Here is a 13757-nt window from a genome sequence, read left to right on the forward strand (position 1 = left end):
AGTGTGCCTGTGTCATGGTTCCCACCCGCCGCGGGAGGCCCGCCCGGCTCCCGCAGCCGCACCCGTACCCGCGCACCACGCGGCCGCTGGACGGCGGCCACCCTCTCCGCCGCCCTGCTGGGCGGACTGCTGCTCGGAGTGCAGCCCGCCTCGGCCCGGCCGGAGCCCGAGCCCCCGTCCGCCGACCGCAAGCCCGCCGCGGCCCAGCAGCCGGCCCGCGACCGGGCCTCCGCCCGGCTCGCGGCCCGGCTCACCGGCAAGCCGGTGGAGGTGCCCACCGAACGCACCGAGACGGCGACGACCTGGGCCAACCCCGACGGCACCCTCACCCTGGAGGTCGCGGCCGGCCCGGTGCGGATGCGCCGCCCGGACGGCGGCTGGGCCGACGTCGACGTCAGTTTCGCCAAGCGCCCCGACGGCTCCGTCGCCTCCAAGGCCCACCCGCGCGGGCTCGCCCTGGCCGGGGCGCCGAGCGCCCGGCGGGCCGGCTCCTTCGCCGAGGCCGCCGCCACCCCGGCCGAGGACCTGCTCACCCTCAGCGCCGGCGGCCGGGGCGTCGCGGTGCAGTGGCGCGGCGGCCTGCCCGAACCCCGCCTGGACGGCGCCCGGGCCACCTACCAGGACGTCCTGCCCGACGCGGACCTCGTCATCGACGCCACCCGCACCGGCTACGAGCAGTCCGTGATCCTCAAGCGGCGCCCCACCGGCCCCGCCGACTACACCCTCGCACTCAAGGCCCCGGGGATCGACGCGCGCCAGAACGAGGACGGCGGCGTGACGTTCGTCGAGTCCGCCACCGGGCGCGAACTCTCCACGATGCCCGCCCCGGTCATGTGGGACGCCACCGTCGACCCGAAGTCCGGCGAGCACACCCGCCGGGCACCGGTGGGCCTCGAGGTCACCCGCTCCGGCGACACCCTCGAACTGCACCTCAGCCCGGACGCCGCGTTCCTCGCCGACCCGGCGACCCGCTACCCCGTGACGGTCGACCCCTCGGACACCGGGCTGTCCGACGTCTTCGACACCTGGGTCCAGCAGGGCGAGACGACCGACGCGTCCAGCGCCACCGACCTGAAGATCGGCTGGCCGGGCGACTGGGCGGACGTCCCGAAGACCAAACCCCGCATCGCCCGCTCCTTCATCAGCTGGGACATGGCGCCCATCAAGGACGCCCTGGTCTCCAAGGCCACCCTGTCGCTCTACAACTTCCACTCCTGGGACTGCACCAAGCCCGCCGCCTGGGAGGTCTGGGACACCAACAACGCGACGACCGCCAGCCGCTGGACCAACCAGCCGGCCTGGCTGCAGAAGTTCGCGACGTCCACCGAGACCCGCGGCCAGAACTGCGCCAACGGCGCCTACGTCAACGCCGACGTCACCTCGCTGCTCCAGTACTGGGCGGGCCAGTCCACGGTCGGCCGTCAGGGCCTGGGCCTGCGCGCCGCCAACGAGGCCGACACCGCCGGGTGGAAGAAGTTCTACTCCGGGAACGCCGCCGCGAGCCAGATCCCCAAGCTGGCGGTCACCTTCAACTACCGCCCCCGCACCGGCACCGACCAGCAGGCCGGCCCGCCCTTCTTCGCGGACGACGGCGCCTACACCGTCAACACCCTGACCCCCGTCCTGCGCGACACCTTCGCCGACTCCAACAACGACCGGATCAACGGCACCTTCCAGATCGTCGACGCGGCCACCGACCAGCCGGTCGGCGGCTACCTGGTGTCCCCGTGGGGCGCCAGCGGGGAACCGGTGTCCGTGACCGTCCCGGCGGGCCTGCTCCAGGACGGCCGCACCTACCGCTTCCGCACCAACCCCTACGACGGCACCCACTACAACCTCGCCTGGTCGCCCTGGCGCACCTTCACGGTGGACACCGCCGCGCCCTCCGCGCCGACCGCCGTGACCTCCGCCGACTACCCCTCGGCCGCCTGGGTCAAGGGCGTCGGCCAGAGCGGCACCTTCGTGGTCACACCCCCGTCGGCGGACCACCGCTGGCTGGAGTGGACCCTGGACGGCAGCACCTGGAACCGCATCGCCACCGGCGGCACCAACGCGCCCGTCAGCCTGCTGGCCACGCCGACCCACGGCGGCACCAACACCCTCCGGGTGCGCAGCGTGGACCGGGCCGACAACCGCTCCGAGGCGCTGTCCTACGAGTTCCACGCCGGCGCCGGCGGCATCGCCAGGCCCTCCGACAGCCGGCGCACCGCAGCCCGGCTGCCGCTCCAGGCCGAGGCCGACGCCGCGCGCTTCGACGCCGTGACCTTCTCCTGGCGGCGCTCGGACGCCGACGCCTGGGCGCCCGTCCCGCCCGGCCACGTCAGCGCCGCCGGCACCCCGCTCACCGGCTGGCCGGTCGCGCTCGCCGCCGGCCGCAGCCCGGAACTCGCCTGGGACGCCGCCACCACCGTCAGCCCCGACGGCGCGGTGCAGCTGAAGGCCGACTTCACCGGGCCGGGAGGCGCCACCGGCTCCAGCGACCCGCTCAAGGCGATCGTCGACCGCACCGCCGACAACGCCGCCACCGCGGCCGTCGGCCCCGGCACCGTCAACCTGCTGACCGGCGGCTACGGCCTCAGCCGCACCGACGCCTCCTTCTTCGGCACGGCCGTCACCCGCACCGCCTCCTCCCGTGCCCCCCAGGAGGGCGCGGCCCAGGCGGGCCAGGCCGCGATCTTCGGCAAGGAATGGCTCTCCGGCACCGCCACCGGCCGCAAGGACTCCGGCTACACCGCGATCGGCCGCACCTCGGACACCTCGCTGGACGTCCGGCGCACCGACGGCACGGCGCTGCGCTTCACCGCCGACGGGACGGCCACCGGCTGGGTCCCCGAACCCGGCGCCGCCAACCTCACCCTGACCGGCTCCTTCGCCGCCGGCTTCACCCTGACGGACAGCAACGGCGACACCGCCGAGTTCGCCCGGACCGACCCCGCCGCCACCGCCTGGACGCTCACCCGCTCCTCCACCCGGGGGCTCGACAACAGCACCAGCACGATCGTCTCCCAGAACGTCACCGGCCCCGACGGACGGGTCCTCACCCGGCCGCAGCGGGTGGTCGGTCCGAGCAGCGCGGTCGCCTCCTCCGTCTGCGCGGCCGACCCGGCCGTCCGCGGCTGCCGCGTGCTGGAGTTCGTCTACGCCCCCGCCACCACCGCGACCGCCGCCGCCCTCGGGGACGTCGCGGGCCAGGTCAGCGCGATCCGCCTGTGGTCCACCGAACCCGGCGCGAGCGCCGCCACCGCCGTCGACGTCAGTCGCTACGCCTACGACACGAACGGCCGGCTCCGGGAGACCTGGGACCCCAGGATCACCCCCGCGCTGAAGACCGCGTACACCTACGACACGGCGGGCCGCGTCACCGGCCTCACCCCGCCCGGCGAGCTCCCCTGGACCTTCGCCTACGGGCGGGCCGGCAACTCGCCGGCCGCCGGTGACGGCATGCTGCTCACCGCCTCGCGCCCGACCCTGGCCCCCGGCTCCGCCGACCAGGTCGACGGCACCGCCACCACGACCCTGGTCTACGACGTGCCGGTCACCGGCACCGGCGCCCCCTACGACCTGGGCCGCGCCGCCACCGCCTCCTGGGGCCAGCGGGAGACCCCCACCGACGCGACCGCCGTCTTCCCGCCCGACCAGACACCCGCCGCCGGCACCGGGGCGCAGCTCCCCGCGAACGGCTACGGCCGCGCCGACGTGCACTACCTGGACGCCTCCGGCCTGGAGACCGACACCGTCCGGCCCGGCGGGGCCGTCACCGCCACCGACCACGACGCGGCCGGCAACACCGTCCGGCAGCTGAGCGCCGCCAACCGCGCACTGGCCCTGGGCGCCACCGACCAGGACCGCGCGACCCTGGCCGCCCTCGGGATCGCCGCCCTCGGCAGCGCCGAACGGGCCGACCTGCTCTCCACCACGACGACCTACAGCGCCGACGGCAACCGCGAGCTGGAGGTCCTCGGCCCCCTCCACTACGCCACGCTGGAACGGAAACTGACCGCCGGGACGACCGTCGTCGCCGAAGCCGGAACGCAACTGCCGCTGCGGCAGCGGACGGTGAAGGAGTACGACGGCGGCCGGCCCACCGACGGCAGCGCCACCGTCCGCGACCAGGTCACCAAGGAGACCGTCGGCGGACAGCCCCGCATCGACACCGCCCTGCTCGCCGACGCCCGCACCACGGCCACCGGCTACGACTGGGCCAAGGGCCGGCCCACCACGAGCGTCCAGGACCCCGACGGGGCCCGGCTCACCACCACCACCGGCTACGACGCCCAGGGCCGGGTGACCAGCACCGGCCTGCCCGCCTCCACCGGCACCGACGCGGGCACCACGACCACCTCCTACTACACCGCCGACGGCAGCGGCCCCTGCGCCGCCCGGCCCGAGTGGGCGGACCAGGTCTGCGCCGTCGGACCCGCCGCCGACATCACCGGAGGCGGCGCCAACCCCGCCCAACTGCCCCGCCGCACCGTCGAGTACGACCGCTGGGGCCAGACCACGAGCACCGTCGAGACCGCCAACGGCGTCCAGCGGACCACGGCCACCGGCTACGACGCCGCCGGCCGCCGCACCAGCTCCACCGTCACCGGTCCGGGCCAGCCGGTCCCGGTCGTGACCACCGGCTACGACGCCGCCACCGGCCGCCCGGTCAGCACGGCCGCCGCCGGCGCCGGCACCGTCACCACCGCCTACGACCGCCTCGGGCGCACCATCGCCTACACCGACGCCGACGGAGCCACCACCACGACCCGCTACGACCGGCTCGACCGGCCGGTCCTCGTGTCCGACTCCGCGCCCTCCACCCTCAGCTACACCTACGACACCGCCGTCGAACCGCGCGGCCTGCCCACCGCGGTCGGCGACTCGGTGGCCGGCATCTTCACCGCCCGCTACGACGCGGACGGCACCGTGGTCGGCACCGGACTCCCCGGCGGCTACACCATGCGCCAGAGCACCAGCCCGACCGGCACCCCCGTCAGCCGCACCTACACCCGCGACAGCGACGGGACGACCGTCCTCGGCGACGGGATCAGCACCACCGTGCACGGCCAGTGGGCCACCCACACCGCCACCTTCGCCTCGGCCTCCCAGCAGGTCTTCGGCTACGACACCGTCGGACGCCTCACCCGCACCACCTCGGCCGCCGACGGCGTCTGCACCACCCGGACCTACACCTTCGACCGCAACACCAACCGCACCGCCCGCAGCTCCGTCAACGCCGCGCCCGGCGCCGACTGCGCCGCGTCCGGCGGCACCCCGGAGCAGCACGGCTACGACACCGCCGACCGGCTGACCGACCCCGGCTACGTCTACGACGCCTTCGGCCGGACCACGGCCCAGCCCGGCGCCACCACCTCCTACTACGCCAACGACCTCGTCCGCCAGCAGGGCACCGCCACCGACCGGCAGACCTGGACGCTGGACCCGGCGCTGCGCCTGCGGGCCTGGACCGCCGAGACCAACCCCGGCACCGGCTGGACCCCCTCGCGCAGCCGGATCAACCACTACGGGTGCGCCTGCGACAGCCCCAGCTGGACCGTCGAGGACACCGCCACCGGCGAGCTCACCCGCCAGGTCGCCACGCCCGCCGGAGGGCTCGGTGCCACCACCGCGAAGACCGGCGGGGTGCAGCTCCAACTCGCCAACCTGCACGGCGACATCGTGGTCGTCCTGCCGCTCGACCCGGGCCGGGCGCCGGTCGCGGTGACCTACGACGAGTACGGCAACCGCGCGCCCGGCACCGCCCCGCTGCGGTACGGCTGGCTCGGCTCCCAGCAGCGCTCGGCCGAGACGCCCACCGGGGCCGTGCTCATGGGCGTGCGGCTGTACGACCCGACGCTCGGCCGGTTCCTGACCACCGACCCGGTCCCGGGCGGCAACGCCACCGCCTACGACTACGTGCTCCAGGACCCGAACACCCACTTCGACCTCGACGGCCAGTGGGGGTGGGGCTGGGTGCGCCGGGTCATCGCGTGGTCCAGGCCCTTCCTGATCAGGTGCTGGCGAGGGGGCAGGTTCGCCTGGGAGTACGGGTACACCCCGCAGCAGAAGGCCGCCGCCGCGGCCATGGGGTGCCTCCTCTACCAGCTCTGACGATCCCGCGTACGACGGCCGGTGCCGGGCCCTTCGGGGCCGGGCGCCGGCCGGTTCCGTCCACTCGACCGTTCTTCCGCTCACCCCTGAGAGTGATTTGCACCGATTTCCGTATCCTCCGGTCGTTAGAATTGACGTCTTATGACCAACCGTCAGAACACCAACGGGGGAGCGGATATGGTCGAAGAATCGGCTGACGTGGTGATCCTCGGCGCAGGCCCGGCCGGCCTCGTCCTCGGCAACCTGCTGCACCGGGCCGGCCTCGACTGCGTCGTCCTGGAACGCTCCGACCGCGCCCACCTGCACGCCCGGGCCCGGGCCGGCTTCCTCGCCGCGCACACCGTCCGCGTCCTGGACCGCCACGGCCTCGCCGACGGCCTGCACCGCCGCGGCCAAGCCCACGCCACCTGCGAGTTCCGCACCGCCGACGGCCGCTTCCGGCTCGACTACGCGCACCTGGGCCGCGGCGAGCGCCACACCGTCTACCCGCAGCAGCACCTCGTCGCCGACCTCCTCACCTCCTACCTGGACGCCGGCGGCCGGCTGCACCTCGCCACCGAGGCCCACCGGGTGCTGGACACCGACGGCGAACGCCCGGTCGTCGAGGCGAGCGGCCCGGACGGGCGCCCCGTGCGCTGGCGGGCCCGCTACGTCGCCGGCTGCGACGGCCGGCACGGCGCCGCCCGCCGCTCACTGCCGCCCGGCGCCGTCGTCCACCACCACGACCACGGCCTGTCCTGGCTCGGCCTGCTCGCCGAGGCACCCCCCAGCCTGGACGCCGTCGGCTACGCCGTGCACGAGCGCGGCTTCGCCGGCCACATGGCCCGCACCGCGCAGATCACCCGCTACTACCTGCAGTGCGAGCGCGGCACCCCGCCCGACGCCTGGTCCGAGGACCGGATCTGGCACGAACTCGACGAACGGATGCGCTCGGCCGAGCACGGCCCGCTGCACCGGGGGAGCATCGTCCAGCGCAGCGTCGTCGACCTGGAGTGCGACGTCGTCGAACCGCTGCGCCACGGCGCGCTGCTGCTCGCGGGGGATGCCGCGAGCCTGATCACCCCCTCGGCCGCCAAGGGCGCCAACCTCGCCGTCCTGGAGGCGGAACTGCTGGCCGCCGCCCTGGTCGACGAACTCGCCCACGGCGACGGCCGCGCGCTGGCCGGCTACTCGGCCCGCTGCCTCGAGTACATCTGGCGCGCCCAGGAGTTCTCGCACTGGATGGTCCGGCTGCTGCACGCCGTGCCCACCCCGCACGGCGGCCCGTCCTCCTTCGACGAGGGACTGCGCCGCGCCCGTCTGTCGGCCCTGCGCACCTCGCGGGCCCAGCAGGACTGGTTCGCCGAGAACTACGTCGGCCTCTGACCGTCTCCGATACCGCTGATCCGCGGACACCGCTGATCCGCGGACACCGCTGATCCGCGGACACCGCCGATCCGCGGACACCACTGATCTGATCCACGCACCGAGGACGTACCGCCATGACCACCGAGGACGACACCTCCCGCCTGCACGCGACCGCCGACTTCGTCCGCCGCCACGACACTGCCACCCTCCTGCCGCTGCTGCTGCCCGGCCTCGACACCACCGCACTGCGCTCCCTCACCCGCCACCTGCGCTTCGTGCACGCCGCCCTGCTGGTCTTCCCGCCCGACCCGGCGGCGCTGCGCGCGGACCTGGCCGCCTGCGGCCTGCCCGCCGACGTCCTGCCGGGCCCCAGCACCGTCGTCCGCGAGCGGCTGGCCGACCGTCACCACCACCCGGCAGCCGCGCTCGACGTCACCATCCGGCGCGTCCCCGTGCCCGGCACCGGCCCGACGCCCCGCACCGTCGAGGTGTTCGCGCTGCCGGTGCCGCCCGGCTCCGGACTCCGGCCGCTCGCCGACCACGAACGGACCCACCAGCACGAGGCCCACCTCGCCTTCGAGCTGCCGGACCCGGAGCCGGTGCTGCTGCGCGGCCTCTGCGCCCTGCTCGCCGACCACGGCGCCACCCCCGACGGCGGCGGCCACAACCCCCACGAGGACGGCACCGTCCTCTACTTCACCGCCCCCGCAGACTCCCGGGCCGGCTACCGCCGCCTGGAGCTGTACGCGCCGGGCGACCACCGCGCCGCCCTCGCCGCCCACCTGGCCGCCCCGGCCCCCCGGCCGCCCGCCGAGACCCTGCTGCGCCTGCTGACCGGCGCGTGGACCACCCAGGCGCTCGCCGTCGCCGCCCGCCTGCGCCTGCCCGAGGCGCTGGAACCGGCCGAGGCCCTTCGCCCGGACGAGGCCCCGCACCCGGCCGCCCCCGTCGACCCGGCGACCCTCGCCCACCGCACCGGCACCCACCCCCGCGCCCTGGCCACCCTGCTGCGCTACCTCGCCATGCTCGGCGTGGTCACCCCCGAGGACGACGGCCACCGCCTCACCGCCGTCGGCGCGCTGCTGCGCGAGGACGCCCCGGGCTCGATGCGCCCGCTGGCCCTGATGTACGGCGGACCCTTCTACCGCTCCTTCGGCGCCCTCGACCACGCCGTGCGCACCGGCGAGCCCGCCTTCGACCACCTCTACGGCGAGAACCACTTCGACCACTTCGCCCGCGACCCCGAACTCGCCGAGCTCTTCGACCGCTCCATGGCGGCGAGCGCCCGGATGTTCGACCCCGTCCCCGCCCATCCGGCCCTCACCGCCGCCGCCCGGTTGCCGGCCGGCGCCACCGTCGTCGACGTCGCCGGCGGCAACGGCGAACTCCTCGCCCGTGTCCTCACCGCCCACCCGCGACTGCGCGGCATCCTGCTGGAACGCCCGCACGCCGTCGAGGCCGCCCGCCGCACCATGGCGGAGGCCGGCTGCGCCGACCGCTGCGAGTACCGTGCCGGCGACTTCGCCGACGTCCCCGAGGGCGGCGACGTCTACCTCCTCTCCCGGGTGCTGCACGACTGGGACGACCGACGCTGCCGCGCGATCCTGCGCCACTGCGCCCGCGCGATGCCCGCCCACGCCGACCTGCTCGTCCTCGAACGCCTCCTGCCCGCCGACGGCTCCCCGTCGCTCGCCACCGCCTGGGACCTCCACATGCTCTGCAACGTCGGCGGCCGTGAACGCACCGCCGACCACTACGGCGCCCTCCTCGCCGCCGCCGGCCTGGACCTGCTCGCCCACAGCCCGCTCCCGCTCGACGCCGCTCTCCTCCACGCCCGCCGGCCCGCCACCCCACCGGGAGCCCGCCCATGACCGACGCCGCCACCGCCGACGCCGCCGACACCGCCCCGTCCAGGCCCGGCGGCACCGGACTGATCGTCAGGATCCCGGAGGCCGAGGCCGCCGTCCGCTCCTGGCGCGAGCGCTTCGACCCGTCCGCGTGGGCCGGCGTCCCGGCCCACGTCACGGTGCTGTTCCCGTTCCTGCCGGAGGCCCGGGTCGACGGCGCCGTCTGCGCCGCCGTCGCCGCCGTGCTCGACGGCCACCCCGCCTTCGAGGTGCGCTTCGCCTCGTGCGGCCGCTTCCCCGGGATCCTGTACCTCGCCCCCGAACCCGACGGCCGACTGCGCCGCCTCACCGAGGCGATCGCCGCCCGCTGGCCGGAGGCCCCGCCCTTCGGCGGCCGCTTCGCCGACGTCGTCCCGCACCTGACCGTCGCCCACCACGAGGACGAGCACCTTCTGGCCCGGGCCGAGGCCGAGGTCGCCGCGCTGCTCCCGGTGACCGCGCGGGTCTCCTCGGTCGAACTCGTCGTCCACGACGGCACGGTGTGGCGCACCCGCGCCTCCTTCCCCCTGCCGGGCCGCTGACCGGCCGGCCTCCACCGCGCCGAGCGCACGGTCCAGCAGGGGGGCGGTGGCGGGCGAAAGGCCGGGTGACCAGGAGAATGGTGCGGAAAGACTCCCGGAAGTACAGAGAAAGCGAACCCCCACATGGATCTCGGCGTGCGCTGGAAGCTGCACGGTGACGGGCGTACGCCCGCACCGGGAGCGGTCGTCCGCCCCGACGAACGGCTCTCCTGGCCCCGGACGGCAGGGCTCGGCGCCCAGCACGTGGTGGCCATGTTCGGCGCGAGCTTCGTGGCGCCCGTACTGATGGGGCTCGACCCCAACCTGGCGATCATGATGTCCGGTGTCTCGACCGTCATCTTCCTGCTGGCCACCCGCGGCCGGGTGCCCAGCTACCTCGGCTGCTCGCTCTCCTTCGTCGGCGTCGCCGCGGTGATCCGGGCCCAGGGCGGCACCAGCGCGACCGTCACCGGCGCCGTGTTCGTGGTGGGTGCGGCGCTGTTCCTGGTGGGCGTGGCGGTCCAGCGCTTCGGCGCGCGGATCATCCACGCCGCGATGCCGCCGATCGTCACCGGCGCCGTCGTCATGCTGATCGGCTTCAACCTCGCGCCCGTCACCGCCTCGACCTACTGGCCGCAGGACCAGTGGACGGCGCTGCTGGTGATGCTGTTCACCGGACTGGCCGTGGTGGCCCTGCGCGGCTTCTGGTCGCGGGTGGCGATCTTCCTCGGCCTGCTCTTCGGGTACGGCATCTCCTGGCTGTTCGACCAGGTCTTCGGGAAGATCCACTCGGTGGACGGGAGCGGACAGCTCACCGACCACTGGCGGCTGGACCTGTCGGGCGTCGGCAAGGCGGACTGGATCGGCCTGCCCACCTTCCACGGGCCCTCCTTCCAGTGGTCCGCGATCCTGGTGGCCCTGCCCGTGGTGATCGCGCTGGTCGCGGAGAACGCCGGCCACGTCAAGGCCGTGGGGGAGATGACCGGCGACAACCTGGACGACAAGCTCGGCACCGCGATCTCCGCGGACGGCGTCGGCTCCATGCTGTCCACCGCCCTCGGCGGCCCGCCGAACACCACCTACTCCGAGAACATCGGTGTCATGGCCGCCACCCGCGTCTACTCCACCGCCGCCTACTGGGCCGCCGCCTGCTTCGCTCTGCTGTTCGGCATCTGCCCCAAGTTCGGCGCCGTGGTGGCCGCGATCCCCGGCGGGGTGCTCGGCGGCATCACCGTCATCCTGTACGGCATGATCGGCCTGCTCGGCGCGCAGATCTGGATCAAGTCCAAGGTGGACCTGCGCAACCCGCTGAACCTGGTGCCGGCCGCCGCGGGCATCATCATCGGCATCGGCAACGTCACCCTGAAGTTCAGCGACACCTTCAGCCTCAGCGGCATCGCGCTGGGCACCCTGGTCGTCATCACCGGCTACCACGTGCTGCGGGCGCTGGCCCCCGCGCACCTCAAGACCCAGGAGCCGCTGCTGGACGAGGGCACCTCGTCCTACGACACCGACTCCGAGGAGCCGGGCACCCGCTAGGAACGCCCCGACGGCCGGGCGGGGGAGGCCCGCAGGAGCCTCCCCCGCCCGGCCCGTCCTGTCGTCAGCTGCCGACCCGTCATGGCGACCACCCCGGTGAATGCGGCCGTCAAGGCCCCGGGAGGGGACTGCGGCCCGTACGCTACGGTCCATGACGCACATACCCGCGGTCCCCGGGCCGGGCCTGGCCGAGCACCTGCGCGACAAGGGCGCGGCCATGCGCGACGCCGCCCGGCGGCGACCGAAGAGCTCCGACTGGGACGAGGAGGTCGGCGCGGTCTGCGTGGCCGACGACGCGACCGGGGTCCGCAAGGTCAGGGTGGGGGACTGGTCCTTCATCGGCGACGGCGGGCCCGACATCGGCGGCTTCGGCCTCGGCCCGACCTCGCCGGACCTGTTCTGCGCGGTGGTCAGCACCTGCCTGACCCACACCATCCTGTGCGTCGCGGCCCTGGAGGACCTCCCGCTGGACCGGGTGGAGGTCCGGGTGAAGGCTCGCAACAACGACGCCCGGTTCTTCGGCGTGCCGACCGAGGCACCCGCCGTGCCGTACGACCTGACGGCCGAGGTCGAGCTGCGGGGCCCGGCCTCGCCGCAGGCCCTGGCGGACCTGCTGGCCACCGCGGACGCCCGCTGCCCCATGCTGCGGCTGGTCCGCTCCGAGCACAGCGTCGACGTCCGCCTCTCCCGGGACCCGCACGGCCCGGCCTGACCCGCCGCCCGCCGTGTTCCCCGGGCCGCCCCGGTCGCGTACCGTGCCGGACATGGCGAACTCGTCCTCCCGGCACGACGTCGTGATCGTCGGCGGCGGCCACAACGGCCTGGTGGCGGCGGCCTACCTGGCCCGCGCCGGGCGCCGGGTGCTGCTCCTCGAACGGCTCCCGCGGGTCGGCGGCGCGGCGGTGTCGGCCCCGGCGTTCACCGGCGTGGACGTCCGACTGTCGCGCTACTCCTACCTGGTGAGCCTGCTGCCGCGCACGGTGGTGCGGGACCTCGGCCTGCGGCTGGAACTGCGGCGGCGCCGGATCGCCTCGTACACCCCCGCCGTCCGCGACGGGAAGCCCACCGGCCTGCTGGTGGACGCGGCCGACGCCGGCCGCACCCGGGCGTCCTTCCGGGCGCTGACCGGGGCGGACCGCGAGTGGGAGGCCTGGCGGCGCTTCCAGGCGATGACCGCCGGCCTCGCCGAACGGGTCTTCCCGACCCTCACCGAACCGCTGCCCACCCGGGCCGAACTGCGCCGCCGGGTCGGCGACGACGCGGCCTGGACGGCACTGTTCGAGCGGCCGCTCGGCGAGACGCTCGAAGAGACCTTCGCCGACGACCTGGTGCGCGGCGTGGTCCTCACCGACGCGCTGATCGGCACCTTCACCCACGCCCACGACCCGTCACTGCGGCAGAACCGCTGCTTCCTCTACCACGTGATCGGCAACGGGACCGGCGACTGGGACGTCCCGGTCGGCGGCATGGGCGCGGTGACCGACGCCCTCGCGACGGCCGCCCGGGCGGCCGGGGCCGAACTGCGCACCGGCTGCGAGGTCACCGCCGTCGCCACCGACGGCACCGGCGACGCCGAGGTGACCTACCGCCACCGCGACGGCGAGGCGACGGCGGTCGGGCGCCGGATCCTGGTCAACGCCGCCCCGGCGACCCTGGCCCGGCTGCTGGGCGAGGACCCCGGGCCCGCGCCCGAAGGCGCGCAGCTGAAGGTCAACATGGTGCTGCGCCGGCTGCCGCGCCTGCGCGACCCCGCCGCCGACCCCCGCGAGGCGTTCGCCGGCACCTTCCACGTCGCCGAGGGCTACCGGCAGCTGGAGACCGCGTACACCGAGGCGGCGGCCGGCCGGATCCCCTCGGCGCCGCCGTCGGAGCTCTACTGCCACTCCCTCACCGACCCCTCGATCCTGGGCCCGGACGCCGTCCGGCAGGGCCGGCAGACCCTCACCCTGTTCGGCCTGCACCAGCCCGCCCGGCTGTTCGCCGACCCGGCCGCCAAGGAACGGGCCGTGGCCGCGAGCCTGGCCGGCCTCGACGAGGCGCTGGCGGAGCCGATCGCCGACTGTCTGGCCGCCGACGCCGACGGCAGGCCCTGCGTGGAGGCGAAGACCCCGCTCGACCTGGAGCGGGAGATCGGCCTGCCCGGCGGCCACATCTTCCACCGCGACCTCGCGTTCCCGTACGCCACGGAGGAACCGCGGGGCGCCGCCGCCCGCTGGGGAGTGGCGACGGCCCACCCGAACGTCCTGCTCTGCGGCGCGGGAGCGATCCGCGGCGGCGGCGTCAGCGGCATCCCCGGCCACAACGCGGCCCGCGCCGTGCTGGAGGACCTGCCCGGTTAGGCCCTTGCCCGGAATCGAAAAAGGGTTCA

7 protein-coding genes are annotated in these 13757 nt (G+C 75.1%); all 7 read left to right on the plus strand.

Annotation, left to right across the window (positions count from 1 at the left end; translation table 11 throughout):
• Window positions 1-9 precede the first annotated feature (9 nt).
• The 7 genes from ABZW10_RS04520 to ABZW10_RS04550 all read left to right on the plus strand — a co-directional run bounded on the left by ABZW10_RS04520 (window position 10) and on the right by ABZW10_RS04550 (window position 13728).
• Window positions 10-6096 (plus strand): DNRLRE domain-containing protein, encoded by a 6087-nt coding sequence (locus ABZW10_RS04520; RefSeq protein WP_355359764.1) that lies wholly within the window; start codon window positions 10-12, stop codon window positions 6094-6096.
• A 141-nt stretch (window positions 6097-6237) separates the two neighbouring features.
• A complete protein-coding gene (locus tag ABZW10_RS04525; RefSeq protein ID WP_355359767.1) occupies window positions 6238-7461 on the plus strand; it encodes a 4-hydroxybenzoate 3-monooxygenase in 1224 nt (407 codons plus the stop codon).
• 116 nt (window positions 7462-7577) lie between these two features.
• A complete protein-coding gene (locus ABZW10_RS04530) occupies window positions 7578-9314 on the plus strand; it encodes a methyltransferase (protein WP_355359770.1) in 1737 nt (578 codons plus the stop codon).
• Entirely contained in the window at window positions 9311-9871 is a 561-nt protein-coding gene (locus ABZW10_RS04535) for a 2'-5' RNA ligase family protein (protein WP_355359773.1), read from the plus strand. Before ABZW10_RS04530 ends, ABZW10_RS04535 begins: the two co-directional genes overlap by 4 nt.
• Window positions 9872-9994: 123 nt before the next feature.
• The gene (locus ABZW10_RS04540) at window positions 9995-11389 is read left to right on the plus strand and encodes a solute carrier family 23 protein (RefSeq protein ID WP_355359776.1); all 1395 of its coding nucleotides are present in this window, start codon (window positions 9995-9997) and stop codon (window positions 11387-11389) included.
• A gap of 151 nt (window positions 11390-11540) precedes the next feature.
• A complete protein-coding gene (locus tag ABZW10_RS04545) occupies window positions 11541-12101 on the plus strand; it encodes an OsmC family protein (RefSeq protein ID WP_355359779.1) in 561 nt (186 codons plus the stop codon).
• A 52-nt stretch (window positions 12102-12153) separates the two neighbouring features.
• On the plus strand, window positions 12154-13728 hold the full coding sequence (locus ABZW10_RS04550) for an NAD(P)/FAD-dependent oxidoreductase (protein ID WP_355359782.1): 1575 nt from the start codon (window positions 12154-12156) through the stop codon (window positions 13726-13728).
• Window positions 13729-13757 lie beyond the last annotated feature (29 nt).

Source organism: Kitasatospora sp. NPDC004723, assembly GCF_040609255.1.
GTDB lineage: Bacteria > Actinomycetota > Actinomycetes > Streptomycetales > Streptomycetaceae > Kitasatospora.

Bases quoted from the DNA above. Each gene is read 5' to 3' on its own strand.
- ABZW10_RS04540 (WP_355359776.1), top strand. From the start codon at position 9,995: ATGGATCTCGGCGTGCGCTGGAAGCTGCACGGTGACGGGCGTACGCCC.
- ABZW10_RS04525 (WP_355359767.1), top strand. From the start codon at position 6,238: ATGACCAACCGTCAGAACACCAACGGGGGAGCGGATATGGTCGAAGAA.
- ABZW10_RS04535 (WP_355359773.1), top strand. From the start codon at position 9,311: ATGACCGACGCCGCCACCGCCGACGCCGCCGACACCGCCCCGTCCAGG.
- ABZW10_RS04550 (WP_355359782.1), top strand. From the start codon at position 12,154: ATGGCGAACTCGTCCTCCCGGCACGACGTCGTGATCGTCGGCGGCGGC.
- ABZW10_RS04545 (WP_355359779.1), top strand. From the start codon at position 11,541: ATGACGCACATACCCGCGGTCCCCGGGCCGGGCCTGGCCGAGCACCTG.
- ABZW10_RS04530 (WP_355359770.1), top strand. From the start codon at position 7,578: ATGACCACCGAGGACGACACCTCCCGCCTGCACGCGACCGCCGACTTC.